At 62.6% G+C, this 26828-nt stretch carries 26 protein-coding genes; 11 read left to right on the forward strand and 15 right to left on the reverse strand.

Going from position 1 to position 26828, the window contains the following annotated elements:
• The first annotated feature begins 3 nt into the window (after positions 1–3).
• The gene (locus R3217_05000; GenBank protein ID MDX1454797.1) at positions 4–153 is read left to right on the forward strand and encodes an FAD-binding domain-containing protein; all 150 of its coding nucleotides are present in this window, start codon (positions 4–6) and stop codon (positions 151–153) included.
• A gap of 39 nt (positions 154–192) precedes the next feature.
• A complete protein-coding gene (locus R3217_05005; GenBank protein MDX1454798.1) occupies positions 193–642 on the forward strand; it encodes a hypothetical protein in 450 nt (149 codons plus the stop codon).
• Positions 643–697: 55 nt separating this feature from the next.
• Here R3217_05005 and R3217_05010 read toward each other — a convergent pair whose 3' ends face one another.
• From R3217_05010 to R3217_05020, 3 genes are read right to left on the reverse strand one after another with little or no spacing between them, the layout of a single operon-like run.
• Positions 698–1168 (reverse strand): NUDIX domain-containing protein, encoded by a 471-nt coding sequence (locus R3217_05010; protein MDX1454799.1) that lies wholly within the window; start codon positions 1166–1168, stop codon positions 698–700.
• Positions 1165–3651, reverse strand: coding sequence for an FtsX-like permease family protein (locus tag R3217_05015; GenBank protein MDX1454800.1), 2487 nt, complete (start codon positions 3649–3651; stop codon positions 1165–1167). Before R3217_05015 ends, R3217_05010 begins: the two co-directional genes overlap by 4 nt.
• Positions 3648–4361, reverse strand: a complete 714-nt coding sequence (locus R3217_05020; GenBank protein ID MDX1454801.1) for an ABC transporter ATP-binding protein — start codon at positions 4359–4361, stop codon at positions 3648–3650. Before R3217_05020 ends, R3217_05015 begins: the two co-directional genes overlap by 4 nt.
• On the opposite strand from R3217_05020, the gene R3217_05025 reads away from it, so the two are divergent.
• The 6 genes from R3217_05025 (at position 4360) to R3217_05050 (ending at position 10473) form a co-directional block, all read left to right on the forward strand.
• A complete protein-coding gene (locus tag R3217_05025) occupies positions 4360–5034 on the forward strand; it encodes an arylesterase (protein MDX1454802.1) in 675 nt (224 codons plus the stop codon). The genes R3217_05020 and R3217_05025 overlap by 2 nt on opposite strands.
• Before the next feature lie 180 nt (positions 5035–5214).
• The gene (locus tag R3217_05030; protein MDX1454803.1) at positions 5215–6537 is read left to right on the forward strand and encodes an FAD-dependent oxidoreductase; all 1323 of its coding nucleotides are present in this window, start codon (positions 5215–5217) and stop codon (positions 6535–6537) included.
• Entirely contained in the window at positions 6537–7337 is an 801-nt protein-coding gene (locus tag R3217_05035) for a DUF1365 domain-containing protein (GenBank protein ID MDX1454804.1), read from the forward strand. Before R3217_05030 ends, R3217_05035 begins: the two co-directional genes overlap by 1 nt.
• A complete protein-coding gene (locus tag R3217_05040; GenBank protein MDX1454805.1) occupies positions 7316–8545 on the forward strand; it encodes a cyclopropane-fatty-acyl-phospholipid synthase family protein in 1230 nt (409 codons plus the stop codon). The genes R3217_05035 and R3217_05040 overlap by 22 nt, the downstream gene beginning before the upstream one ends.
• On the forward strand, positions 8542–9873 hold the full coding sequence (locus R3217_05045) for an MFS transporter (GenBank protein MDX1454806.1): 1332 nt from the start codon (positions 8542–8544) through the stop codon (positions 9871–9873). Before R3217_05040 ends, R3217_05045 begins: the two co-directional genes overlap by 4 nt.
• Positions 9874–9909: 36 nt before the next feature.
• Positions 9910–10473: a DUF3833 domain-containing protein gene (locus tag R3217_05050; protein ID MDX1454807.1), complete on the forward strand. Its 564-nt coding sequence runs from the start codon at positions 9910–9912 to the stop codon at positions 10471–10473.
• Here the strand turns inward: R3217_05050 and R3217_05055 are convergent.
• The 3 genes from R3217_05055 to R3217_05065 are packed head-to-tail and all read right to left on the reverse strand — an operon-like array spanning position 10460 to position 12422.
• Positions 10460–11200, reverse strand: a complete 741-nt coding sequence (locus tag R3217_05055) for an HAD-IA family hydrolase (GenBank protein ID MDX1454808.1) — start codon at positions 11198–11200, stop codon at positions 10460–10462. The genes R3217_05050 and R3217_05055 overlap by 14 nt on opposite strands.
• A complete protein-coding gene (locus R3217_05060; GenBank protein MDX1454809.1) occupies positions 11200–11652 on the reverse strand; it encodes a nuclear transport factor 2 family protein in 453 nt (150 codons plus the stop codon). Before R3217_05060 ends, R3217_05055 begins: the two co-directional genes overlap by 1 nt.
• Positions 11649–12422, reverse strand: coding sequence for an SDR family NAD(P)-dependent oxidoreductase (locus R3217_05065; GenBank protein ID MDX1454810.1), 774 nt, complete (start codon positions 12420–12422; stop codon positions 11649–11651). The genes R3217_05060 and R3217_05065 overlap by 4 nt, the downstream gene beginning before the upstream one ends.
• Before the next feature lie 145 nt (positions 12423–12567).
• Here R3217_05065 and R3217_05070 point away from each other — a divergent pair, with 145 nt between their 5' ends.
• The gene (locus R3217_05070) at positions 12568–13503 is read left to right on the forward strand and encodes a MerR family transcriptional regulator (GenBank protein MDX1454811.1); all 936 of its coding nucleotides are present in this window, start codon (positions 12568–12570) and stop codon (positions 13501–13503) included.
• 166 nt (positions 13504–13669) lie between these two features.
• Positions 13670–15340 (forward strand): AMP-binding protein, encoded by a 1671-nt coding sequence (locus R3217_05075; GenBank protein ID MDX1454812.1) that lies wholly within the window; start codon positions 13670–13672, stop codon positions 15338–15340.
• A 68-nt stretch (positions 15341–15408) separates the two neighbouring features.
• On the opposite strand, the gene hemE is transcribed toward R3217_05075, so the two are convergent.
• The 9 genes from hemE to R3217_05120 all read right to left on the reverse strand — a co-directional run bounded on the left by hemE (position 15409) and on the right by R3217_05120 (position 23947).
• The gene (hemE, locus tag R3217_05080) at positions 15409–16473 is read right to left on the reverse strand and encodes a uroporphyrinogen decarboxylase (GenBank protein ID MDX1454813.1); all 1065 of its coding nucleotides are present in this window, start codon (positions 16471–16473) and stop codon (positions 15409–15411) included.
• A 3-nt stretch (positions 16474–16476) separates the two neighbouring features.
• Positions 16477–17196 (reverse strand): orotidine-5'-phosphate decarboxylase, encoded by a 720-nt coding sequence (gene pyrF, locus R3217_05085; GenBank protein MDX1454814.1) that lies wholly within the window; start codon positions 17194–17196, stop codon positions 16477–16479.
• A 37-nt stretch (positions 17197–17233) separates the two neighbouring features.
• Positions 17234–18310 carry a 3-dehydroquinate synthase gene (gene aroB, locus R3217_05090; GenBank protein MDX1454815.1) on the reverse strand — a complete coding sequence of 359 codons (1077 nt, stop codon included), beginning with the start codon at positions 18308–18310 and terminating at the stop codon, positions 17234–17236.
• Positions 18307–18828, reverse strand: coding sequence for a shikimate kinase (locus tag R3217_05095; protein MDX1454816.1), 522 nt, complete (start codon positions 18826–18828; stop codon positions 18307–18309). The genes aroB and R3217_05095 overlap by 4 nt, the downstream gene beginning before the upstream one ends.
• A gap of 111 nt (positions 18829–18939) precedes the next feature.
• Positions 18940–21108 carry a type IV pilus secretin PilQ gene (gene pilQ, locus R3217_05100; GenBank protein MDX1454817.1) on the reverse strand — a complete coding sequence of 723 codons (2169 nt, stop codon included), beginning with the start codon at positions 21106–21108 and terminating at the stop codon, positions 18940–18942.
• Between the two features lie 19 nt (positions 21109–21127).
• Positions 21128–21664: a pilus assembly protein PilP gene (locus R3217_05105; GenBank protein ID MDX1454818.1), complete on the reverse strand. Its 537-nt coding sequence runs from the start codon at positions 21662–21664 to the stop codon at positions 21128–21130.
• On the reverse strand, positions 21661–22317 hold the full coding sequence (pilO, locus tag R3217_05110; GenBank protein MDX1454819.1) for a type 4a pilus biogenesis protein PilO: 657 nt from the start codon (positions 22315–22317) through the stop codon (positions 21661–21663). The genes R3217_05105 and pilO overlap by 4 nt, the downstream gene beginning before the upstream one ends.
• Positions 22314–22889 carry a PilN domain-containing protein gene (locus R3217_05115; protein ID MDX1454820.1) on the reverse strand — a complete coding sequence of 192 codons (576 nt, stop codon included), beginning with the start codon at positions 22887–22889 and terminating at the stop codon, positions 22314–22316. Before R3217_05115 ends, pilO begins: the two co-directional genes overlap by 4 nt.
• The gene (locus tag R3217_05120; GenBank protein ID MDX1454821.1) at positions 22889–23947 is read right to left on the reverse strand and encodes a pilus assembly protein PilM; all 1059 of its coding nucleotides are present in this window, start codon (positions 23945–23947) and stop codon (positions 22889–22891) included. Before R3217_05120 ends, R3217_05115 begins: the two co-directional genes overlap by 1 nt.
• 178 nt (positions 23948–24125) lie before the next feature.
• On the opposite strand from R3217_05120, the gene R3217_05125 reads away from it, so the two are divergent.
• Positions 24126–26828, forward strand: coding sequence for a penicillin-binding protein 1A (locus R3217_05125; GenBank protein ID MDX1454822.1), 2703 nt, complete (start codon positions 24126–24128; stop codon positions 26826–26828).

Consider the following 26828-nt stretch of genomic DNA (forward strand, 5'->3'; position numbering starts at 1 on the left):
CACCTGCATGCGCCGTGGGAAGCGCCGGCCGAGGCGCTGGATAAAGCAGGCGTGAAGCTTGGCAAGGATTACCCGGAACCGATCATCGAGTACAAGGCCTCGCGCGAACGCGCCCTCGCTGCCTTGCAGGAATTGAAAGACGCGGCGAGCTGAGACAGTCTTTCGCTCGATATCGTTGCCCGGGAAATTCACGTGAGCGAAATTGACGAAGAACCACTGACCTGGAAAGAGAAGCTCCGGGTAGCCGGCTTGCTGCTGTCTGCCATTGCGACGGTGCTTGCCGCCGGCCAGAAGCTGTACGAGGATTTCGGTCCGCAGCCGACACGCGAAGAGCTGCTCGAGCAGGCCCTGGCGGACTATCGCGATGCCTTGCCATTCCGGCTGATGCAGGACTTCCAGGTGCATGCCGCGGCGGCTGAAAATGGGCAGCTGGTTTTGCATGCAAGGCACCTGGAGAAGAATGCGGCCGAGGTCGAGGTTCTCGACTACCTGAATTTTCGCCAGATGGCTATGTACGATGCCTGCGAGCAGGAGGACGTGCGTGCCTACCTGAAGCAGGAGGGACGCATTACCGTGCATGTCCATGGCAAGGACGATGAATTCGTGGAGCTGGTCGAGTTTACCGCTGAGCAGTGTCGGTAGGGAGCGGGAGTCGGGTCAGCGGCTGGGTATTGCCTGTTCGGCCAGCCTGGCTGAGTCAGTTCAGCGGCTGGCCGTCCGAATCCAGGTTCAGTGCCTGGGCGACCCAGGACAGGGCTTTCTGCACGCGCGGTGAGGTGAGTTTCCAGGCTTGTTCGAAGCTGACCCAGCGGTACTCGGCATGCTCGGTCTTGCCGGTCTCGGGATTGGGCAGCAATTGCACGCGGGTCTCGGTGGTGCGCGCGACGTAGTAGCGGGCTACCTTGCCGCGGTTGTACGGCGGGGTGTCGTAGTATTGCTCGCCCCAGTCGAACATCAGCTCTGTAATGCCGGTTTCCTCGGCCACCTCGCGGCGCGCGCCCTCCAGCGGCTGTTCACCCTTCTCGACCATGCCCTTGGGAAAATCCCAGTGCTTGAACGCCCGCAGCAGCAGGAACATCAGGCCGTTGTCGGTCTGGCGCACGACCATGACACCCGCCGACAGCCGCTTGGGCTGCTTGTTTCGGGCGGGATGTCGTTTCTTGTTCATCGTCGTCTGAGTGTCATGAGAGGCGGTTGGCGGACCACCCTGCGGGTAGCCAGTACGCCGGTCGCGCTAACCCAGAGTGTGCCAGCGATGAGGCCGATGAGCCAGAGCCCCCAGCCAGGCTGGTAGTCGAGTTCGAAAATCTGCGTCGCCAGCGCCCAGCCGGCAACGAAGGCCACCACCGTCGCGAGCACGGCCGACAGCAGGCCCAGCAGGGTGAATTCGGCGATCACGCCGGCCATGACGTTCTGTCGTGTTGCGCCCAGGGTCCGCAGGATCGCCGACTCGAAGCGTCGCTCGTCCCGCGAGGCCTGTACCGCGGCAAGCAGCACCAGCACGCCAGCCAGCAGGGTGAACAGGAAAACGTATTCAACGGCGAGTGCCGCCTGGTCCATGACATCCCGCACCTGGGTCAGGATGGCATCGAGGTCGATGACCGTGACCGACGGGAATTCGCGCAGCAGCCGGACCATGGCATTCGATTTCCGCTCCGGCACGTAGATGCTGGAGATGTAGGTGGCCGGGTAGACCTCGAGGAAGCCGGGCGGGAAGGCCATGAAGAAATTGGGCTGGAAGGAATCCCAGTCGATGCGTCGCAGGCTGGCGATGGTGGCGGTAATTTCCTCGCCGGCGATGTTGTAGCTGACCTCGTCACCGAGCGCCAGGCCGAGCCGTTCGGCCGCTTCCTCTTCGAAAGATACCAGTGCCCCGGTGCTATCGGCTGGCCACCACTCGCCAGCAACCACGGTGTTCGAGTCCGGCAAGGTGTCGAGCATGGTCAGGTTGGCTTCGCGCTCGGCAAATCCCCGGGCCCGTTCGCTGCCGAAGTCGATGTCGGTGATCGCTTCGCCATTGATGTGCGTCAGGCGCGCCCGGACCAGCGCCGAGAAACTTGGCGGCTCGATGCCCTCGTCGTCGAAAAACTCGCTGACACCGGCGCGTTCATCCGGCTGGATGTTGATCATGAAGAAGTTCGGCGCGTTCTCGGGCAGCATGGCCTGCCAGCTGGCAAGCAGGTCGGTGCGCACCACTGCCAGCAACAGCAGCACCATCATGCCGAGACCGAAGGCCACGGACTGGATCACGCTGTCGCGACCACGTCGGACAATGCTGGCAATGCCGAACCGCCAGGCCACGCCGACGCCGGAGCGGGCGCGCCCCAGCAACCAGACCAGCAGCGCGGCACCACTGGCCAGCAACACCGCGCCGGCGGCCGTGCCGCCGAGCACGTAGGCAGAGAGTTTCGTGTCGTTGGTTTCGATCAACAGGATGGCAACGATGGCCGCGAGCGCGATGCCGTATACCAGCCAGCCGGACAGCGGCGCCGCCCCGACATCCCGTCGCAGCACGCGCATCGGCGTGGTCCCGGCCAGCCCCAGTACCGGCGGCATGCCGAAGCCGGCGAGGATGATGATGCCAAGGCCCAGCGCCCAGGGTGCCGGGTCCAGCGAGGCCGGTGGCAGGTCCTGGCCGACAAAATCCCGCAGCAGTTCGACCAGCACCAGTTGGGCGCCGTAACCGAGCAGCAGCCCGGCGAAGCCCGCCAGCAGGGCGAGCAGCAGCAGTTGCGACAGGTAACTCAGCAATACCGTGCGCCGCGGCAGGCCCAGGCACTTCAGAATGGCGACCGTGTCGGTTTCGCGCGAGGTGTAGCGACGCGCCGCCATGGCAATCGCGATGCCGGCCAGCAGCACGGACACCAGTGCGGCGAGGTTCAGGAAGCGATCGGCACGATCGATCGCATTCACCAGCTCGGGACGACCATCCTTGATGTCCAGCAGGCGTTCGCGTGCGCCGAGCTGTGGTTCGATGAAGTCACGCAGCTCGTCGATGGCTTCGCGCTCGCCCGCCATCAAGAGGCGGTGGGTGACCCGACTGGCCGGGCCGATCAGCTCGGTACTGTCCAGTTCCTCGGCACGCATCAGCAGCATCGGCGCGATCTCGACAAAACTGAAACCCTGGTCCGGCGTGTACTCGAGCACCTTGTCGACAGTGAAGTCCTGCTTGCCGACCCGCACGGTGTCACCAACCTCGACACCCAGTGCGGCCAGCAGCCGTGGTTCGACCCAGACCGTGCCAGGCGGGGGGAGTGCGTCGGTTTCGCTGGCTGTCGCGAATGCCCGTTCCGTGATGCGCAGCTTGCCACGCAATGGATAGCCGGCTTCGGCGCCACGGATTTCCGACAGCTGGGCGGCATTCTCGGTGGTCACCACGCTGGCAAAGGTTCGTGTCAGCGCGACCTCGAGACCGGCAGACTCGGCGCGCGCCCGGAACTCGGGCGGGAAGGCCTGGCGGGATTGGACGACCAGGTCGGCGGCCAGTGATTCCGTCGCGCGGCGCTCGACCGCAGTGCGGACACGGTCGGTGAAGAAACTCACCGAGCTCAACGCGCCAACGGCAATCACCAGCGCTATCACCAGGATGGCCAGCTCGCCAGAGCGCCATTCCCGGCGCAACTGGCGAGATGCGAGTACCAGTGGATTCATGCGCCGGCCTCGCTTTGCTTCACCAGCCTGCCGGCATCGAGGCTCAACACGCGATCGCAGCGCGCTGCGAGGCGGTCGTCATGGGTGACCAGCACCAGCGTGGTGTTGTTCTTGCGGTTCAGCTCGAACAGCAGTTCGATGATGCGCTCACCGGTGCGGGTGTCGAGATTGCCGGTGGGTTCGTCGGCGAACAGGATGCCGGGACGGGTGGCGAAGGCGCGCGCAATGGCCACGCGTTGCTGCTCGCCGCCCGACAGCTGGTTCGGATAGTGACCTACGCGTTCGGCCAGGCCTACGTCGGCGAGACGGTCGAGCGCGTCCTTCCTGGCCTCGGCATCACCGGCGAGTTCCAGCGGCAGCATGACGTTTTCCAGCGCTGTCAGTGCCGGCAGGAGATGGAAGGACTGGAAGACAAAGCCGACGTGGGCGGCGCGCAACGCTGCACGACCGTCCTCGTCGAGATCGTTGAATGCCGTGCCCGCCAGCGTCACACCGCCGCGAGTGGGCGTGTCCAGGCCGGCCAGCAGGCCGAGCAGGGTGGACTTGCCGGAGCCGGAAGGCCCGATGACAGCGACCGACTGGCCGGCCTCGACACGGAAACTCACCTCGTCGAGAATGGTCAGAGTCCCTTCCGGCGACTCCACCGACTTGCCAAGTGCATCGACCACGAGCATCGCCGCTTCCTTCACTGCAGACTGGGTATCAGACATGTCGCGTTTCTTCCTCTCTTTGCTGTTCCTGCTGCTGGCGCTTCCGGCGTCGGCGAGTGAAACCGCGCAGCCGCAAACGGTCCTGATTGTCGGGGACTCCCTGAGCGCGGGCTACGGCCTGCGGCCCGGCGAGGGCTGGCCGACGCTGCTCGAGGCTCGCCTGGCTGACGAGTTCGGCCCACAGGATGACCCGGTTGAGGTCGTGAATGCCAGTATCAGTGGCGACACCACCCGCGGGGCACTGTCGCGCCTGCCGCGGGCCCTGGACGTACACCAACCTGACCTGGTCATCATCGAGCTGGGTGGCAATGACGGCCTGCGCGGCTTCCCGCTGGATGTCATGGAGAGCAACCTGCGCCAGTTGATCAAGCTGAGTCGCGACGCGGGCGCCGACGTGCTGTTGCTCGGCATGATGTTGCCGCCGAATTACGGCCAGGACTACACCGAGCAGTTTCACCAGGTGTATGTGGACCTCGCTGCCGAGCTGGAGGTTCCGCTGGTCGAATTTTTCCTCCAGGGCGTTGCCCTGAACCCGGCGCTCATGCAGCCGGATGGCATCCATCCGACCGCGGCCGCCCAGCCGCAATTGCTTGAAAACGTCTGGCCTGCCATTCGCGGCCTGCTGCAGCCCGCGTTCGAAACCGCTGCCGGCGAACCCGTCGCCAGCCACTGAGGCCGCGCCAGGCCCGCTGTTCCTGCCAATTGTGCATAACTTATACAAATAATGCTTGAAACCGCGCATTTTGCGTATAATACTTGTACAAGACTGATATCTTAATCTCGACCCGCAGCCGGCGCAAATCGCCAGGATGCTGGCGAGCGGGCCTCCTCGGTGGGGCAATGGCAGGGCAAGATGAGCAACGACAAGGCAACAGGCAAGAGAGAACGCATCGCCGTGATCGGTTCCGGCATCAGTGGCATGGGCGCTGCCTGGCTGCTGGGCCAGCGGCACGAGGTGGTGCTGTACGAAGCCAATGCCCGCACCGGCGGGCACACCAATACCGTGGAAGTCAGCAGCGAGCTGGGCAGCCTGCCCGTCGACACGGGTTTCATCGTCTACAACGAACGCAATTACCCGCTGCTGACCCGTCTTTTCGATTACCTGCGGGTACCGACCCTGCCATCCGACATGTCTTTCGGCGTGACGGTCGACGATGGCCGGATCGAGTATGCCGGCGACAATCTCAATACCCTGTTCGCGCAGCGCAGCAACCTGCTCAAGCCATCACACTGGCGGATGCTGCTCGAGATCCTGCGATTCAACAAGGAGACCCTGGCGAGAATGGAGCGCAACGACGGGTTCGCGGGCATGACGCTGGGCGAGTACCTGGACGTGGCCGACTTCAGCGAGCGCTTCCGCCAGCATTACCTCCTGCCCATGGGCGGGGCGATCTGGAGTTGCCCGCTGTCGACCATGCTCGCGTTCCCGGCGGCGAGCTTTGCGCGTTTCTTTGCCAACCACGGCCTGCTGTCGGTGAACGATCGACCGAAGTGGCGGACGGTTTCCGGCGGCAGCAAGGAATACATGCAGCGCGTGCTGCGGGATTTCACGGGCCGGGTCCGGCGCGGTGTCAGGGTCGTGAGCGTGCGCCGCGAGGACGGCCAGGTACGCGTGACCGACCACAACGGTCGGTCGTCCACCTTCGATCGGGTCGTGCTGGCTGCCCATGCCGACGAGTCGCTGGCGATGCTGGACGATGCCAGTGTCGAGGAGCGCGCGATTCTCGGTGCGTTCGAGTTCCAGGAGAACCATGCCGTGCTGCACACCGACACGCGCCTGCTGCCCCGGCGGAAGCTGGCCTGGTCCAGCTGGAATTACCTGGCGGATGCCGACACCGACGGTACCCGACGGGTGTCGGTCAGTTACTGGATGAATCGCCTGCAGTCGATTCCCGGCAAGGAGCAGTTCATTGTCACGCTCAACCCGGTGCGACAGCCCGACCCTGACAAGGTCCGTTACGACATCGAGTATTCCCACCCGGTGTTCACCACCGAGGCCATGGCGGCGCAGCAGAAGCTCGACAGCATCCAGGGCGAGCGAATCTATTTCTGCGGCGCCTGGACAGGCTATGGCTTCCATGAGGACGGTTTCCGCTCGGCGGTCAACGTGGCAGCGAAGCTCGGCATCGAGCCGCCCTGGGAAGCGCAGGCTCCCGACATGCAGGAGGCCGTGTGATGGATGCCGCGCTGTATCGCAGCAAGGTCATGCACATGCGGCTGTTCCCGCGGCGCTATCGTTTCGTCTATCGGGTTGCCAGCCTGTTGCTGAACCTGTCGCGCCTCGACGAACTGGATGCTCGCCTGAAGCTGTTCTCGGTGAACCGCTTCAACCTGTTCAGTTTCCAGGAGAAGGATCATGGTCCTTGCGACGGTTCCGACCTGCGCAGCTGGGCCGTCGGCCTGCTGGCCAGGCATCGGGTCAGTCTCGATGGCGGCAAGGTCGAGCTGCTGTGTTTCCCGCGCATCCTCGGCTTCGTGTTCAACCCGTTGTCGCTGTGGTTCTGCTATCACCGCGATGGCCAGCTGCGCGCTGTCATTTACGAAGTACGCAACACCTTTGGCGAGAAGCACCATTACCTGGTGAAGGCCCCCGGCGGCGGCACGCTGCAGGAAGGCAGCTGGCATGCCGTCGACAAGGTCTTCCACGTGTCGCCGTTTCTCGGCATGAACATGCAGTACCGTTTCCTGATCCAGGCACCCGCGGAAAAAATGCGCGTGGTGATCGATGAATACGAACGCGACGAGCAGGGCGAGATGAATCGCATGCTGGTTGCCACGCTGGCAGGCGAGCGAGTGACGATGTCCGATCGCGCGCTGCTGGGACGCTTTCTTTCCATGCCGCTGATGACCATCAAGGTCGTCGCCATGATTCACTGGCAGGCAGCCAAGCTCTGGCTGCGTGGCGTGCAGTTCCACCGCAAGCCAGAGCCACCCATGCATGAGGTAACCGAGACATGCAGAACGAACAATCACTGAACTTCGAACCCGACCGGAGCCTGGACTGGCGCGAGCGGTTGCTCCTCAAGGCGCTCAAGCGCATCAGCCATGGGCAGCTCGAGCTGCAACTGCCATCCGGCGCCAAGCACGAATTCATCGGTGACCAGGCCGGACCTGCGGCACGCTGGGTGATTCGCGACGCCAATGTCTTCAAGCGCATCATCAGTCGTGGTGACATCGGCTTCGCGGAGGCCTACATGGCCGGCGAGTGGGAGTCGCCGCGACTGGTCGAGCTGCTCCGCTTGCTGGACCTGAATCGCGATGCCATCAACAACGTGCAGGGTGGTCGCTGGTATTCGAAAGTGGCTGACTGGCTGTTGCATAACTGGCAGCGGCGCAATACCCGCAGCGGCTCGCGCGGCAACATTGCCTATCACTACGATCTTGGCAACGATTTCTATCGCCTGTGGCTGGACGAGACCATGACCTATTCGTCGGCCGTGTTCGACGCTCCCGGGCAGTCCCTGGTCGATGCCCAGCGCAACAAGTACCAGCGGCTGATCGACATGCTCGAGCTCGGTCCTGACGACCACGTGCTGGAAATCGGCTCGGGCTGGGGCGGCTTTGCCATCCAGGCGGCCACGCAGACCGGCTGCCGCGTCACGTCGATAACCCTGTCCACCGAGCAGTTGCAGGAAGCGCGACGTCGTGCCGTTGCTGCCGGTGTTGCCGAACAGGTCGAGTTTCGCCTGCAGGACTATCGTGACGTGCCGGAGACCTACGACAAGATCGTCAGCATCGAGATGTTCGAGGCGGTCGGTGAAGACTTCTGGCCCACCTATTTCAAGACGGTCCATGACCGGCTGGTCCCCGGCGGCAAGGCGGCACTGCAGGTCATCACCATCAACAACGAGGACTTCCCGCGTTATCGCAAGGATGTCGATTTCATCCAGCGTTACATTTTCCCTGGCGGCATGCTGCCGTCGCCGGAAGTCTTTGCGGAGCGGGTGAAGGAAGCCGGCCTGTCGCTGGAAGCGCAGAGCTTCCACGGCCCGGACTACGCCGAGACCCTGCGACGCTGGGATTACCAGGTCATGGCCAATCGCACCGCCATCCAGTCGCAGGGATATGACGAGCGCTTCATGCGCATGTGGCACTACTACCTTGCGTATTGCGAAACCGGTTTCGACAACAAGCGCACGGACGTCATGCAGGTCTTGCTCGAACGTTCGTCGACCGAGGCATGAGCAGCGCCGACAGTCCCGCACGCATGAGTTACCCGCAGTTGCTGGCTTACGGCCTGCTGGGCCTGCCGCTGGCTGCGCTGGGCCTGCCGCTGTATGTCTACCTGCCGACCTTCTACGCCGATGACCTGGCACTGTCCCTGAGTGCCGTGGGTGGCGTGCTGCTGGCCGCGCGGCTGGTGGACATGGTCACCGACCCGTTGGTGGGCGTCGGATCCGATCTCTTCCCGACGCGCTGGGGTCGGCGCCTGCCCTGGTTGCTGGTCGGGGCGCCCCTGCTGATGCTGGGCGGCTGGCAATTGTTCGTTCCGCCCGCCGAGGTCGGCATCCATTACCTGCTGGGCTGGTCCTTGCTGACCTACCTCGGCTGGACACTGGTGATTCTTCCCTACACCGCGCTGGGTGCCGAGCTGTCCGCCGACTACCACCAGCGCTCGCGCATTACCGCTTCTCGCGAAGGTTTCGTGATTCTCGGTACCTTGCTGGCCGTGGGTCTCCCGGGGCTGCTTGAATACCAGGGCGAGACGCGTGCGGCCGCACTGGAGGCCCTGGCCTGGGTGCTGGTGACGGTGATTCCCGTTGCGGCCTTGCTGCTGGTCTTCGGCGTGGGCGAGCCCGCCGGCGAGAAACGCGAGCCGCCACCGTGGCGCGACGGCCTGAAGATTCTCAAGCAGAACCTGCCGTTCCGGCGCCTGCTGGCTGCGTTCCTGCTGAACAGCCTGGCGAACGGCCTGCCGGCCTCGCTGTTCCTGCTGTTTGTCACTCACGTGTTGCAGCAGCAGGAATGGTCGGGCATCTACCTGGCCGTGTATTTCCTGGCAGGCGTGCTGACCTTGCCGGTGTGGCTGAAGCTGGCGCAACGGTTCGGCAAGCATCGTGTCTGGGTGGCGTCGATGATCTGGGCGTCATTGATCTTTGCCTGGGTGCCTTTCCTGGGCGCCGGGGATGCCTGGGCCTTCATGGTGATCTGCGTGCTGTCCGGTGCGAGCCTGGGTGTCGACCAGGCGATTCCTGCCTCGATCCAGGCCGATGTCATCGATGAAGACACTGCCAGCGGTGGTGGCGGCCGGGCTGGCCTGTATTTCGGCCTGTGGAGCATGGCGACCAAGCTGTCCCTGGCACTGGCCGTTGGCGTGGCGTTCCCCTTGCTGGAGCTTGCCGGCTTCGATGCCTCGGCCGACAGCAACGATGCGCAAAGCCTGCTGGCTCTCGCCCTGCTGTACGGCGGACTGCCCGTTGCCTTCAAGCTGGTGGCAATGTTGCTGTTGCGCAACTTTCCGCTGGACGAATCGCGCCAGGCCGAGTTGCGGCAACGCATCGCGCAGCAGTAGCCATTTCGAATTCTTCCGTTTTCCCAGGAGTACATCATGCAAGTCCAGACACGTCATCAGAATGCCTTCTCCCGCCGGCTTGCCCTGGGCATGGTCGTGCTGTCCATGTCCCTGCTGTCTGCCAGCTGTGCCACCGATCCGTCCGTCTATGCCGGTGTCGAGCCGGAGTTCCGCATCGAGGAATACTTCAAGGGCGAGACCCGCGCCTGGGGTATCGTGCAGGACCGCTGGGGCAAGGTCCGACGCCGTTTCACCGTCGACATGACCGGCGAGTGGGAGGGTGATGAATTCGTCCTGAAAGAGGACTTTGTCTACGCCGATGGCGAAACCGATTACCGCGAATGGCGCATCAAGCCGGTGGGCGAGCATGGCTACGAAGGTCGTGCCGGTGACATCAACGGCATCGCGGTCGGTGAAGCCTACGGCAATGCCCTGAACTGGCAGTACAGCCTCGACGTGCCGATCGACGGCGAGAACTGGACCTTCCATTTCAACGACTGGATGTACCTGCACGAGGACGACGTGCTGGTGAATCGCGCGACCTTCTCCAAGCTGGGCTTTACCGCCGGCGAGATCACGCTGTTCTTCAAGAAGTCGTAAGGGCCCGTCCGTTGTCGGCGCCGAGCAGGGCGTCGGCCAGCTGTCGCAGCGAGTGGAACAGCAGGGCGCCGGCGGGCTTCTGCTCGACGGGGCTGGTAGACGGCATGGCCAGTTCCGGCCGATGAATCCACGCCGCCTGGAGGCCGGCATCTAGCGCGCCCTGGACATCGCAGTGCAGGTCATCGCCCACGTGCAGCACCTGCCCCGGTCTCACGCCAGCGGTTTCGCAGGCCCGGTGAAAGATGCCCGGGTCGGGTTTCATCACGCCTGCCTGCCGGGCCGACAGGCTGAAGTCGAAGTAATGCCCCATTGGCATGAGGGTGACGTCGGCATTGCCGTTCGACACGGCAGCGAGGCTGAAGTGCCTGCTCAGGCGCTCAAGCGCGGGTGCGGCGTCGGGAAACAGGTCGACTTCGTTGCGGGCATTCCAGAAAACCTCGAAGGCAGCATCGGCGTGATGGCCGGGTTCGCCGCTGCGTTCGAGCGCCAGTGCGATCGAACGCTTGCGCAATGCCGTGATGTCATTGCCCAGCTCCGGATGCAGTTCCTCGACCTCGGCGCGGAGGCCGCGCAGGCAGTGCGGGGTGAATTTCTCGACGACCCCGGGCGCATGCTCGGCGAGGTGTTCGTGCAGCAATCGCTCGGCACGCTCGATGACGGGCACGATCGGCCACAGGGTGTCATCCAGGTCGAGCGTGATCAGCCTGATATCGCCCAGTGATGCCATCAGCCAGCCCGGCGCCTGATGAAGCGGATGATGGCGCCGATGACCGGCAGCCGTGCGTAGAAGTATTCGCCCGAATCCCAGAAGTCGACATGCTCGACGATCTTGCCAGCCGCATCGAAGCGAATCCGCGAGCTGCCTTCCAGCGACCAGGTCTGCCTGCGCAGGCCGGCGACATTGGGTCGGAAGCGGAATGACCATATGAGACAGCCGGTAGCTTCTTCCAGGAAGCGGTGTTGCACATTGAACTGCAGGTCCAGGCAGGTTTCGAACATGCGCTCGAAAACGTGGCGGATGGCGTCCAGTCCGCGCACGTCATTGAAGGGGTCCTTGAAGCGTGCGTCGCTGGCGAAGTAGCGATCCAGCTTCTCCAGGTCGGCTGGCGTGATGCTTTCGTAAAGCCGGGCGTAATCGTCCAATGCCTGCTCCAGCACCTCGTTCGCCGAACCGCTCATGCGGTGCGCCCCGTGAACTTCCTCATCAGCGGGAAGTACATGAAGTAGGGCAGGATGCGCGCGAACTTGAGGATCCAGGTAAAGCGCCGCGGAAAGTTGATCTCGAACTTGCCGGCATGAATGCCGTCGACAATGCGATCAGCGGCAGTCTGGGTGCTGACCATCGCCGGCATGGTGAACTTGTTCTGGTCCGTCAGCGGTGTTTCCACGAAACCCGGATTGACGATGGTCGTCTTGATGTTCAGCGGGTCGAGATCGAACTTCAGCGATTCGGCCAGGTTGATCAGCGCCGCCTTGCCTGAGCTGTAGGGCGCCGCCAGCGGCAGGCCACTGTAACCGCTCACGCTGCTGACGATGACGATATGGCCCATGTGGTACTCGCGCATGGGGTCGATCACGGCATCGATGCCGTTGATCACGCCGAAGAAATTCACGGCGTAGTGCTTGTCGAAGGCCTCGGCATCGAAATCCTTGCGGGCATCGTAGGGGAAATAGGTGCCGGCATTGAGGACGCAGAGATAAAGTGTCCCGAAGGCCTCGCGGATCTCGGCGGCGGCCCGATGCATGGCGTCACGGTCGGTGACGTCGACCGGCATCGGCAGGATTTCCCCGGCCAGCTCGCGTGCGTCGGCATGGACCGCTTCCAGCGGTTCGGCCCGGCGCCCTGAAATGGCCACGCGCCAACCCTCTCGCGCCAGCCGCAAGGCGATGGCGCGGCCAATGCCGGTGCCGCCGCCGGTAATCCAGGCAGTATGGGTAAGCTGTTGCATGTATCCTCCCGAGACGGCTGCTGCCGACTCTTGCAAGGCGGGTTCCAGAATGGGTTAGGCAGAACCATTAACCATTGTGTACAGGAAATTTTTACGACAATCAAAGACTTCCCGCTATTTGTATAAATGTTGTATAGTTTACACCATGACAGAACAAAGCCCCAATCCGGAAGCTGTCGCTGACAGCATCAAGCAGGACAAATTCCCGATCAGGACGGTATCGAGCCTGACGGGAGTGAATTCCGTGACCTTGCGCGCCTGGGAGCGCCGCTATGGCTTGATTCAGCCGCAGCGCACGCCCAAGGGCCATCGCTTGTATACGCGTGAAGACATCGACCTGATCAACCGCATCCTCGGTCTTCTGGACAAGGGTGTGTCCATTGGCCAGGTCAAGGAAGCCCTGGAGCGCCAGCAGGCGTCCAGCGGTGGCAGCGAGGCCCGTGATGCCTGGGCGCTGTACCGTGACCGGATGGTCGCGGCCATCATTCGTTTCGACGAAGCTGGCCTGGAAGATACCTACAACGAGGCCCTGTCGCTGTACCCCGTCACCCAGGTGACCGAGAAGCTGGTTGTGCCGCTGCTGAAGGAACTCGGCCGGCGCTGGGAAACGGCCGAGGGTTCGATCGCCGAGGAGCACTTCTTCGCGGTCTACCTGCGGAACAAGCTGGGCGCACGTTTCCATCACCGCACCCGGAATTCCAAGGGTCCGAAGCTGCTGTCCGCCTGCTTCCCGGGCGAGAACCACGAGCTTGGCATGCTGTTGTTTGCCCTGAGCGCGGTGTCGCATGATTACCGCATGGTCCTGCTGGGCGCCGACCTGCCGCTTGACGAGCTGATGATGGCGGTCAAGCGCAGCGAAGCCGAGTGCATCGTGTTGTCCGGCGCGGCTGCCAGTTCTGCCGAGGTGATCGAAAAGGACCTGGCCGAGCTCGTGGCGTCAGTGGACGTGCCGGTGGTGGTCGGTGGCCTGATTTCGGTGAAAAAGCGCGACGCCATCATCAAGGCGGGTGCCGTGCCACTGGGCGAGGATATCGATTCCGGTATTCGCAAGCTGTCCGAACTGCTGGATCACCAGATCTGAGGTCTTTTTGGCCGCTCCCCGCGGCCCGCGCCGGCGCATCCACGCCGTGACCTTGCCCTGCTCTTGGCCCCGATGCTATACCTGTCCCATCAATGGGCGCCTGCAATTCCGTCGCGTCACGCGACCAGGCGGCTAATGCTGAAATCATCATTGCAAGGAGTGTCAGGTGGCTAACAAGGTCTGGTTCAACCACTATCCGGAAGGGGCGCCGAAGGAAATCGACGTCAACGAGTTTTCCTCGTTGACCGACATGCTGAATACCAGTTTCCAGAAGTACAGGGACCTGCCAGCGTTCCACAACATGGGGGCCACCCTGACCTATGCCGATGTCGACCAGCAGAGCCGATACTTCGCGGCATGGTTGCAACAGGTTGCCGGCCTGACCAAGGGTGATCGCGTCGCGATCATGATGCCGAACCTGCTGCAGTATCCGATCGTGCTGGCGGCTGTATTGCGAGCTGGCCTGACCGTGGTGAACGTCAACCCGCTGTACACCGCCCGCGAACTGGAACACCAGCTCAAGGACTCCGGTGCCAAGGCGATCGTCATCCTGGAGAATTTCGCTCACACGCTGGAAGCGGTGATCGACAAGACCGAGGTCAAGACGGTGGTCACCACGCGCATCGGCGACATGATGCCGTTCCCGAAATCGGCGCTGGTCAATTTTGTCATCAAGCACGTCAAGAAGATGGTGCCGGCGTGGGAGCTCCCGGGCAGCCTGTCGTTGCACAAGGCGCTGAACGAGGGCAAGTGGCAGACCCTGGAGCCGGTCGAGTCGACACATGACGACGTCGCGTTCCTGCAGTACACCGGCGGTACCACTGGCGTATCCAAGGGTGCGGTGCTGAGCCATGGCAACATGATTGCCAATTTCCTGCAGCTCAAGAACTGGGCGGGCGGCATGTTCGAGGAGGGGCGCGAACAGGCCATCACCGCCTTGCCGCTGTACCACATCTTTTCGCTGACCGTGAACTGCCTGTTGTTCATGAACCTTGGCGGCTTGAACATCCTGATCACCAATCCGCGTGACATGCCGGCCTTCGTCAAGGAACTCGGCAAGCACAAGTTCACCGCGATAACCGGCGTGAACACGCTGTTCAACGGCCTGTTGAATGCCGATGGCTTCAAGGACCTGGACTTCAGTCACATGAAGTTCGCGCTTGGTGGTGGCATGGCAGTGCAGCGTGCGGTCGCCGATCGCTGGCAACAGGTCACTGGCAACGGGCTGACCCAGGGTTACGGCCTGACGGAAGCATCGCCGGTCACCCATGCCAACATTCTTGGCGACAAGAACTTCACCGGTGCCATCGGCCTGCCGCTGCCATCGACCGACGCCAAGCTGGTCGACGAGGACGGCAATACGGTCGAAGGGCAGGACGAGGTCGGCGAACTGTGCGTCAAGGGACCGCAGGTCATGCAGGCCTACTGGAACCGTCCGGACGAGTCTGAGAAAGTGCTCGACGATGGCTGGCTGCGCACTGGCGACATGGCCAAGATGGATGAGCGCGGCTATTTCTTCATCGTGGATCGCAAGAAGGACATGATCAATGTCTCCGGCTTCAACGTCTATCCGAACGAAATCGAAGATGTCGTCGCCGCCCACGAGGGTGTGCTGGAAGTTGCTGCCATCGGCGTGCCGGACGAGAAGTCGGGCGAGGCGGTGAAGATCGTCGTGGTCAAGAAGGATCCGAACCTGTCTGCCGATGCGTTGATCGAATTCTGCCGCTCGCAGCTGACGGGCTACAAGGTGCCGGACCACGTCGAGTTCCGCGACGAGCTGCCGAAGACCAACGTCGGCAAGATCCTGCGCCGCGCGCTGCGCGAGGAAGAGCAGTAAGGGCCAGTTGCCTTGTTGCAGAAAAAAGCCCCGCATCGCGGGGCTTTTTTTCTGGCTACCGAGGTGAGCTAGTCGTGGTAGGCAGGGCTCAGCTCGACGACGGCATCGAACATCGCGCCGGCGTTCTCGGGATCGATGCCCGGCGTGATGCCGTGGCCGAGATTGAACACGTGACCCGAGCCCTTGCCGTAATCGGCCAGGATGCGGCCGACTTCCTCCCGGATCCGTTCCGGTGACCCGTTCAGCGCGCCGGGATCCATGTTGCCCTGCAGGGCAACCTTGTCGCCGACACGCCGCCGCGCCTCGCCGATGTTGATGGTCCAGTCGACGCCCAGGGCATCGGCGCCCGCTTCGGCCATGGATTCCAGCCACAAGCCGCCGTTCTTGGTGAAGAGGATGACCGGCACCCGGCGACCGTCCGCCTCGCGCGGCAACTGTTCGACAATGCGCTGCATGTAGGCCAGCGAGAACTCCCGGTAGGCCGCATCAGACAAGGCTCCGCCCCAGGTATCGAAGATCTGCAGCGCCTGCGCACCGGCGGCGACCTGCGCCGCCAGGTAGGCAGCAATGCTGTCCGCCAGCTTCTCCAGCAGGGCATGCAGCGTCGCTGGATCGGAATACATCAGGCCCTTCGCCCGGGCAAAGTCCTTTGAAGAGCCGCCTTCGATCATGTAGGTGGCGAGTGTCCACGGACTTCCGGCAAAGCCGATCAGGGGTACACGCCCATTCAGGGCACTCCGAATGGTACGCACGGCATCCATGACGTAGCCGGTGCTGGATTCCGGATCAGGCACGGCAAGTTTGTCGATATCGGCACGCGAGCGCAGCGGGCGTTCGAATTTCGGCCCTTCGCCGGGTTCGAAATAAAGCCCCAGGCCCATGGCATCAGGAATGGTCAGGATGTCCGAGAACAGAATGGCCGCGTCCAGCGGATAGCGTTCCAGTGGCTGCAGCGTCACTTCGCAAGCCAGCTCCGGGTTCTTCATCAGCTTGACGAAGCTGCCGGCCTTTTCACGGGTCGCGCGGTATTCCGGCAGGTAGCGGCCTGCCTGGCGCATCATCCAGACGGGTGTGCGGTCCACGGGTTCGCGGAGCAGGGCGCGCAGCAGGCGATCGTTTTTCAGTTCTGTCATGGTTCAGCTCGCGTAGACGGCAGCGATTTCTGCCTGGATGGCATCGGCCGCGGCTTTCGGGTCGTCGGCATTGCGTATGGGACGGCCGACCACGATGTAGTCAGCACCATCCTGCAGGGCCTGGGTTGGCGTGACAACGCGCTTCTGGTCGTCAGCGGGCCGGTTGTCCACCGGACGAATCCCCGGGGTCACGACCATCAGCCGCTCGCCCAGTTCGTCGCGCAGCGCCTTGGCCTCCATGCCGGACGACACCACGCCGTCCACCCCGGTTTCCAGTGCGCGGCGAGCACGGGAGGCGACCAGCTTCGATACGTCACAGGCAAAGCCGAGGTCGTCGAGATCGCCACGGTCGAGGCTGGTCAGGACGGTCACGGCAAGCACTTTCATGTGCTCGCCCTTGTTGGCAGCGGCGGCTTCCATGATGGCCTGGTTGCCGTGTACGGTGGCAAAGGTTGCGCCGCGCGAGCTGAGCTGGCGGACGGCCGATCCTACCGTGGCCGGGACATCGAAGAACTTCAGGTCGACGAAGACCTTCTTCTCCTGCGCCACAAGCCAGTCGAGAAGCTCGAAATAGCCTTCGGCCATGAACAGCTCCAGCCCGATCTTGTAAAAGGTGACGCTGTCGCCAAGGGTTTCCACCAGCTGCCTGGCGGCACTGGTATCGGCGACGTCGAGTGCGACGATCAGGCGGTCCCTGGCGGGAATCATCTTGTCTGCGGGCATGGTCGGTTCCGGTGCTGGGAATTCGGCCCGGATTCTATCATGGGGTCGGCTGGATGGTGTCCCAGGCAGCCAGGATGTGCTCCGATGCGACGTCATCTGCCACGACCGGCTTGCCGGCGGCTTCCAGCAGGACCAGCCGCAGCCCGCTGGACAGCGCCTTCTTGTCGAGGCCCATGGCGTCCAGCAGCTGCTCGGATACCGGCGACGCCGCTGGCAGCACCGCCGGCAGCTGGCAGGTTTCCAGCAGTCGCCCGACTCGCTGGCGCAGTGCCGGTGCCAGGCCGCTGACGGCTTCCGAGCAACGGCAGGCGGCCAGCAGCCCCAGACCTACCGCTTCCCCGTGCAGCAAGCTGCCGTAGCCGAGTTCGCGCTCGATGGCATGACCGAAGGTGTGCCCCAGGTTGAGAACGGCTCGTTGTCCGGCTTCGCGTTCGTCTGCAGCAACTATGCGCGCCTTGAGCGTTATGGACATGCGCAGGACCTTTTCCAGCGCGTCGCGATCACCTGCCATGATGGCCGGGGCCAGCGCCTCTACCTGTTTCAGCTCGTCCTCGCCTGCCAGCAGGGCTGCCTTGATGATCTCCGCCATGCCGGCGCTGAATTCGCGCCTGGGCAGCGTGTCGAGGAACGACAGGTCGATCAGCACATCGACCGGCTGGTGGAAGGCGCCGATCAGGTTCTTGCCGGCCGTGTGATTGATTCCGGTCTTGCCGCCAACGGACGAATCCACTTGTGCCAGCAAGGTGGTCGGAACCTGCAGGAAATCGATCCCGCGCATCCAGGTAGCGGCCGCAAAACCGACCATGTCGCCCACCACGCCACCGCCAACGGCGACCAACAGGCCGTCGCGCCGGATACCATGTTCGGCGCAGGCGTCCCAGATGGCTTGCAGTGAATCGAGGTTCTTCGCTGCATCACCACCATCGACAAGCACCTGTTTCGCCTCTTGGGGCATCAGGCTGGCCAACTGCTCGCGATAAAGCTCGTGCACCCGGCGATCGACCACGGCCAGTACATTGCCTGCGAGAGCTTGCAGGCGATCTTCCAGCGTTGCGACCGGCGCAAAGATGATGGTGTAGCTGCCTGCTTGATGTTCGACGCGAATGTCACTCATGCCTGCGGAGTTTCCTTCCGTAGCAGTTCGAGAACCTCGCCGGCCACGGCCTTTACATGGCGGTTGTCGGTAACCACGACCTGGCTGGCAACCTCAAGATAAAGCGGACGCCGACGCAGGTACAGGGATTCGAGCACGGCGCGTGGATCGTTCGCCTCCAGCAAGGGGCGATGCAGTCCGCGACGAGTGCGGGCGAGCTGTGAGTCGATGCTGGCATCGAGCAGGAACACGGGGTGGTGTTCTTTCAGCAAGGAGCGGTTTTCCTCTCGTTCGACAATGCCACCGCCGGTCGCGATCACGCAGGCAGGGCCGGCCAGCAGATCCTGCAGTACGCGGCTTTCTCGTGCCCGGAATCCGGCTTCGCCTTCCTTTTCGAAGATGAACGGGATGTCGACGCCCGTGCGCTGCTGTATCACGAGATCCGTGTCTTCGAAGGGCAGGTCCAGCAGGCGTGCCAGTTGTCGCCCGATGGCAGTCTTGCCGGCACCCATGGGGCCGACCAGTGTTACGTGCTTCACTGCTTGCATGCTGGTCTCGATGGGTCGCCGACGAGTTGTTGGAGTTCGGCCAGCATAAAAGAAAAGCGGGTTCCGAAGAACCCGCTAATGGTTGTCCCCTTGTTCGGGATCTTATTCAGCGACCGTCAGACCCTCCTTGAGGATCTTCGGTGTGACGAATATCAGCAGTTCGCGCTTGTCGTTCTGTTCGCTGGTGTTGCGGAACAGGAAGCCAAGGCCCGGGATGTCACCGAGCAGCGGCACCTTGCTGACAATCTTGTTGCGCGTGGTCTGGTAGATGCCGCCGAGCACGACGGTCTCGCCGTTGTTGACCATGACTCGCGTGGCCACTTCGCGCTTGTCGATACTCGGTACGAAGCCGCCCGTGGCGCTCGGAACCTGTTCGCCGACGCTGTCATTCGTCACTTCCAGGTCCAGTACAACGCGATCGTCAGGCGTGATCTGCGGCGTTACTTTCAGCTGCAGCACGGCCTGCTTGAAGGACGTTGTCGTCGCACCACTCGAGGATGCTTCCTGATAAGGGATTTCGACACCCTGGCGAATCAGGGCTTCGGTCTGGTTGGCCGTCACCACGCGGGGCGAGGAAACCACTTCGCCTTCACCTTCGGCCTGCAGCGCAGAGAGCTCGAGATCGACGATGTGCGAGCGACCCAGCACGGCAAAGGCAATCTGGCCAGCCGGGCTGGTCACTGGCATGTCGACATTGAAGCGATCCGGATCCAGCAGCGTCACGGGGTTGCCGGCAGTCAGGTCCTCGACCATCGACAAGGTCTGGGTTGCCGTACCGGACGTGATGTTGGGCGGATAGCCCAGGCCCGGCTCCGTGCTGAAGTCGGTGTAGCCAAGGCGTACGCCGAGTTCCTTGTTGAAGTCGTCGTTCGCGATCACGATGCGGGATTCGATCAGCACCTGCTTAACCGGCACGTCCAGCTGGCGAATCATGCGACGAATGTCGCTGAGGCGGCTATCCGTGTCCTGTACCAGCAGGGTGTTGGTGCGCTCGTCGATGGTCACCGAGCCACGCTCGGAGAGCAGCGAGTTGCTGTCGGACTTCATCAGTGCTGCCAGTTCGCTGGCCTTGGCATAGTTGATCTGGATGAATTCCGATACCAGCGGTTCGAGCTCGCGTACCTGCTGGGCGGCCTCGAGTTCCTTGCGCTCGATTTCCGCAATTTCCTCCTGCGGTGCCACCAGGATCACGTTGCCGTTCTGGCGCATGGCAAGGCCGCGCGTGCGCAGCACGATATCCAGTGCCTGGTCCCAGGGCACATCCTGCAGGCGCAGGGTGATGTTGCCGGAGACCGAGTCGGATACCACCATGTTGAAGCCGGACAGGTCAGCGATGATCTGCAGCAGGGCACGAACTTCGATGTCCTGGAAGTTCACCGAGAAGCGTTCGCCGGTGTATTCCTTCTTCTTGCGGCTTTCGTCTTCATCCTCGATGACCGGCTTCAATTCCAGCGTGAAACGGTTGTCGGCCTGGTAGGCCAGCTGTTCGAATTCACCGCCGGCGTTGACCACCAGGCGGGCATTGTTGGCGCTGCGCGTCGCCTCGATGTTGCGCACCGGAGTGGCAAAATCGAGCACGTCATAGGTCTGCATCAGTTCGTTCGGCAGGGTGGTGCCCTGGAACTCGATGACCGTGCGCTGGCCTTCCTGCTTGAGGTCGACAATGGTCTTCGGATCCGTCAGGTCCACCATGATGCGGCCTTCGCCGTCAGGGCCGCGACGGAAATCGATCGCCGTGATTGCGCGGCCACGCGGCTTCGTTTCCTTGCGCGGCGTGCTGGCGGGTGCAGCGGCAGGGGTGCTGGCCGTCGGCGCTGCGGCAGAGACCGGACCAAAACTGCTTGCACTGGCTTCACCGCCAAGCGTGATCAGCAGGTCGTTGCCCTGTCGCTGGGTCGTGTATTCGATGTTGTCTGCAAGGTTGATGACCACGCGGGTCTTGCCCTGCGATTCGGCCGTCATGACATTGCGTACGTCGCCAATGCTGACCTCCGTGCGACGGCGGTCCATGTCGATGTAGACACCATCCAGGTCGATAGCCAGCCGTGCCGGGTTGTCGATGGTAAAGGCCACCGGTTCCGGCGAGGGCTCGCTCATCCTCAGGCGCAACTGCACCTGGTTGCCGGGCAGCGATGCCACTTCGATATCCTGCAATGCGATCGTCCCTTCCTGCGCGGAGGCAGCCGGGGCGAGGCCTAGCAGTGATGCCGCGACAACAGCCATGGCCAGTCGGCCGAAGGTTCCGCGGTTGAAAATGCCTTTAACGTTCATCTTGCTTCTCCCCAGCAAATCATTCGGAAAGGCCGATGGCAGCCTGGCGTTCCATCCAGCCTCCCAGTCCGTCCGGAATGATTTCCGTCAGTCGTACTTCGAGTTCGGAAATTTCAGTGATCTTGCCGTGATTCTGTCCCAGGTAGTTACCCACCGTGACTCGGTGGACGGTACCTTCCGGGTCCTCGACCAACGCAAAGTCGGTACCCCGGAAGTCAATCGTGCCGACCATTTTCAAGCCGTCGAGGGTGTACTGTTCCAGGTATTCCTTGTTGCGATTCGCATCCGGCGCCAGGCCATTGTTGCTCGCCACGGCAGTGCCGGGCTCGACGCGAGTCTCGCTGTCGGGCACGAAGGGCGAGCGTTCTTCCTGTGCCTGGTAGATAAAGGTTTCGTAAGGCTTGATCTGCGGCAGCGGCGCGATCGGACCCGGCTTCTTGGCCTTCTCCGCGGCGACGAAGCGCTGCAGGTCGGACGTATCGCCAGCGCAGGCGCCCAGCAGCGTGACCGCGCCGAGCAGCGCGAGGCGTGCAAAATTCCTGTTTACCCGGTTCATCGACGGCCTCCGCGTGTCTGAGGTGCCGCCTGCGCAGCTTGCTCGTTCTCATCGAGATAGCGATAGGTCTTCGCGATCACTTCCATCTGCAGCTTCTTGCCGCTGGTATCGGCATTGCGGCCGCCGACGGGCTGGATGCTGATGTTGTGCAGCGTGACGATGCGCGGCAAGGCGGCCACCGAGCTGGCGAACTCGCCAAACTGGTGGAAATCGCCGGTCAGGCGAATCTGGATCGGCACCTCGGCGTAGAACTCCTGGGCGCGCTCGCCTTGCGGGACGAATGCGTCCTGTTCCAGGCCGGCTGCGAGGCCGGATTGCGAAATGTCGATCAGCAGGTCGTCGATCTCGGCCTTGCCCGGCAACTGCCGCAGCATGGCGCCGAACGAGCGCTCCATCTCTTCGAGCTGTGCCTTGTAGGCATCGAGGTTCGCCGCCCGCGATTGCTTCTCGGCAAACTCGCGCTTCAGCTCGTCTTCCTTGGCTTCGACCCGCGCCAGCTGGTCCTGCTGGTCGCTGATGATGAAGTGGTAGCCGGCACCGATGGTGGCGCCAAACGCAATCAGCAGCACCACGCCCTTGATCGGACCTGGCCAGTCGCCAATATTGTTCGGGTCGAGATTGTTGATCTCGTTGGCAAGTTCCTGAAGATTCATTCCTCTATCTCCTCAGCTTCGCCTTCACCCTTGGCCTGGGAAGCGAGCAACTGGAAATTGCTGCGTCGCAGGCCGCTGTCTCCGCGAGACTGGATGCCGCTGGGGCCCAGCTTGGCGTTTTCCAGCCAGTCCGATGCCTCGATGTTGCGCATGTAGTTGGAAACGCGGGCATTCGATTCGGCGACGCCTTGCAGTTCGATTTTCTTGCCGGTCTGCTTGACCTGCGTGAGGTACACGCCATCAGGCAGGGTGCGAACCAGTTCGTCGAAAAGGTGTACCACCTCGGGACGAGACTGCTGCAACTGCTCGATGACCTGCATGCGATTGATCAGGCGCTGCTTGGTCGCCTGCAATTCCTTGATCTCGGCAATCTTGGCATCGACGATCTTGATCTCGCTTTCCAGGTAGGTGTTGCGAACCCTCTGGTTGTTGATCAGCTGGTCGAAATGCAGCTTGCCGGCAACGACGACCGCCGCGCCCATCGCAACGGCGATACCGAACGCGATGCCGAAGTTCTTCTGGCGTTCCTTGCGCGCTTCTTCGCGCCATGGGAGTAGGTTAATCCGTGGCATCAGTCAAAGCTCCTCATGGCCAGTCCGCAGGCAAGCATCAGGGCGGAGGAATCTGCTTCCACCAGCTGAGATTTGGCCTTGCCCGAGAGTTTCATCTGCCCGAGGGGATCGCCAACGACGGTGGGCGATTCGAGTCGGTCCTGTATGTACTCTGCCGCGCCAGGAATGGCCGAGCAGCCGCCGCAGATGATGATCTGCGCCAGCTCTTCGTATTCATTGGACGACGACAGGAAAAACTGGATTGAACGGTTGATCTGCTGCGCCATGTCCTCGATGAAGGGATCGAGGATCTCCTGCTTGTAATTGGAGGGCAGCCCGCCTTCCTTCTTGGCCTTGCCCGCTTCTTCGAAGGACAGGCCGTAGTGACGCATGATTTCCTCGGTCAGCTGCTTGCCGCCGAAGGCCTGGTCACGCGTGTAGATGATCTTGCGGTCATGCAGCACGCTGAAGGTGGTCGTGGTGGCGCCGAAATCGACCAGGGCGATGGTCTTGTCCAGGCCCTCGTCCGGCATCTGGTAGGTCAGCAGCTCGCAGGCGTTCTCGAGGGCATAGGCCTCGATGTCGACCACCTGGGCGCTGAGTCCACCCATGTCCAGCACTTCCTGCCGGGATTCCACATTTTCCTTGCGAGTTGCGGCCAGCAGTACGTCTACCATTTCGGGGTCGTTGGGCGAAGGGCCCAGCAACTCGTAATCGAAACTGACCTCTTCCATGGGGAAGGGAATGTACTGATCGGCCTGGTTCTCGATCTGCTCGCCAAGCTCCTTGTCGGAGAGAGTGCCCGGCATGGGCACGGTCTTGGTGATGACCGACGCGCCGCCAATGGCGACTGCCGCGTCCTTGACGCGCGAACCGGCTCGCTTGGCGGCTTTGCGAATTGCATCACCGACCGCTTCCGGGTCCTGGATTACCTTGTCGGCGATGGCGTTAGGCGGCATGGCTTCTGCCGCGTAAGTCTCGACCTTGTAGGAATTACCGGACCGGCTGAGCTCGATCAGCTTTACCGAGGAGGTGCTGAGATCGACCCCCAATTTCGGTTTCGGCTTCGACTTGAACACGGCATTTTCCTTTTGCTAACGGCAAGTTGGGACAGATACATAGTCCAGAATCTTAACTACTGACCTCAACTATATATCAATAAATGGGTAAATCAACTGTGAGTTAGCCGGACTGCCAAGCCCATCGTATAATCCCGAGCTTTGCCCAGGCCCGAATTTCCCCGAGGAACCGAATTTCATGGTGAACAAGATGTCCCGCAAGAAGCGACTCCTCATATATCTCCTCGCAAGCGGCCTCACGGCAGGCTTCCTGGGGCTTCTCGCCATTCTCGGTGCCTACCTCTATTACGCTCCGACCCTCCCTGACGCCCAGGAGCTGAAGCAGATCCGCCTGCAGGTGCCGTTGCGGGTGTTCTCCAGGGACGAGCGCCTGTTGGCCGAATACGGCGACCAGCGCCGGGTGCCGTTGACCCTGGAGCAGATCCCGGACGAAATGGAGCTGGCGATCCTGGCGGCCGAGGACGACCGGTTCTACCAGCACCCGGGTATCGACCTCATGGGCATTGCCAGGGCCATGTGGATGAATATCCGGGCGGGCGAGATCGTCGGCGGGGCCTCGACCATCACCCAGCAGGTGGCCAAGAACTTCTTCCTGAGCTTCGAGCAGGTCTGGTCTCGGAAGATCCGCGAGATATTCCTGGCCTTCAAGATCGAGGAGGAGCTCTCCAAGGAAGAGATTCTCACCCTGTACCTGAACAAGATCTTTCTGGGCAACCGCGCCTATGGTGTCGGTGCGGCGGCCGAAATCTATTACGGCAAACCGCTGGACGAGCTGAGTCTCGCGCAGATGGCGATGATTGCCACCATGCCCAAGTCGCCGTCGCGCAACAATCCGATTGCCAACCCGGAGCGGGCGCTGGAGCGCCGTGGCTATGTGCTGGGTCGCATGCTGGAGCTCGAATACATCGATCAGGCGGCCTATGACGAGGCCATGGCGGAGCCGGTTACTGCCAAGTACCACGGTTTCGTGGTCGACCTGGATGCTCCTTACATAGCGGAGATGGCCCGTGCCGAGGCCGAGCAACGCTTCGGTGACGAGGTCTACTCCGCCGGGTACCGGATCTACACCTCGGTGAATGGCGAGCTGCAGGAAGCGGCGAATGCCGCGATGGAAACTGCCCTGCAGGAATTCGACCAGCGACATGGATACCGTGGCCCGGCCGGCCAGGTCGAGGCTGCCGAGCTCGAAGAGCTGCTGGCCGCGCAGGCAGAATGGCTGGCTGAAAACCCGGTGCCGCGCGAGGCGATCGAGGTTGGGGATGAACAAGGAGCGACGACCGAGGTTGTCTCTGTCAATGCGAATACCGAAGACCGTCCCTTGTCTCCCATCGACGAGTTGCTCGAAGACTATCCCGAGCCCGGTTCGCTGACGCGCGCATTGGTGACAGCTATCGACGACGAGCGAGCCGTAGTCTGGGCAGAAGCAACCGGGAAGCTCGAGCTTGGCCTGGCTGCCATGGCCTGGGCACGTCCTGAGCTGGAGAACGATCGCCTGGGCCCCGCTCCGGAAACGCCGCAGGATGTCCTGGACGTCGGACAGATCGTCTACCTCTGGCCGGATGCGAGCGAGGCGAACGAGGCTGGCTGGCGACTGGCCCAGGAGCCCAAGGTGCAGGGCGCCCTGATTTCGCTGGATCCTGTCGATGGTGCCATCCGTGCCCTGACGGGTGGTTACGATTACTACCGCAGCAAGTTCAACCGGGCCACGCAGGCCGAACGCCAGCCGGGCTCCAGCTTCAAGCCCTTTGTCTATTCGGCGGCGCTGGCCAATGGCTTCACGCCCGCCACTATCGTGAATGATGCCCCGGTGGTGTTTGCGGACGAGCAGCTCGAAGATGTCTGGCGACCGGAGAACGATTCCGGGCGCTTCTACGGACCGACTCGCCTGCGCGAGGCGCTGGTCCGCTCACGCAACCTGGTCTCCATCCGGGTGATGCAGACCATCGGCATCGTCACGGCGATCGACTACCTCAGCGAGATCGGGTTCCCGCGCGAGCGCCTGCCACGCGACCTGTCGCTGTCGCTCGGGTCGGCCGCATTCTCGCCGCTGGAGATGGCCCGTGAGTACGCCATGCTGGCCAATGGCGGCTTTCTCGTCGAACCATATTTCATTGATCGGATCGAGGACGTCGACGGCACCCTGCTGTACCTGGCCAACCCACCGTTGGCCTGCCCGGAGTGCGAACAGGAGGACGGCGCAAGCGAGCAGGCTGGCGATGATGCCATTGCGGCTGTGGATGACGATGTCGAGGTGGCCGCGCTGGAAGACGAGGCCCTGCTGGAACCTGAAGCGCTGCAAGCTGGCGATGCGGCTGCTGCGGCAAGCGAGGGAGAAGCTGGCTCGGAGCCGCCTGCCGTTGATCCGTTCCCGGAGCCGGTATTTGCCGAACGGGTCATGAGCCCGCAGGTGAATTACCTGATCACCGACATGATGCGCGACGTGATCCGTCGCGGAACCGGCGTCAAGGCGCGTGAACTGGGGCGCGAGGACATCGCCGGCAAGACCGGAACGACCAATGAATACCGTGATGCCTGGTTCTCCGGCTTCAATCCCGAGGTGGCGACCACGGTCTGGGTCGGGTTTGATGATTTCACGTCGCTGGGACGCGGCGAGTACGGTGGCCGCGCCGCGCTGCCCGCCTGGATCGAATTCATGCGAGTGGCACTGGCCGGGCGCGAAGAGACTTTCCGAGAGCGGCCGACCGGTCTCGTCAGCGTTCGTATCGACCCGGAGTCGGGGCTGCTGGCCAGTGCGACAAATTCCGCAGCGATATTCGAAACCTTCATCGAGGGGTCGCTGCCGGAGGCCGAGCAGCCCCGTGACGAAGGGCTCGATGGCGACGACAAAAAGGATGACACGCCGGAGGCTGACCTGTTTTAA

The sequence above is a fragment of the Gammaproteobacteria bacterium genome, from assembly GCA_033720895.1.
Taxonomy (GTDB): Bacteria; Pseudomonadota; Gammaproteobacteria; order Natronospirales; family JAJUFS01; genus JAWWBS01.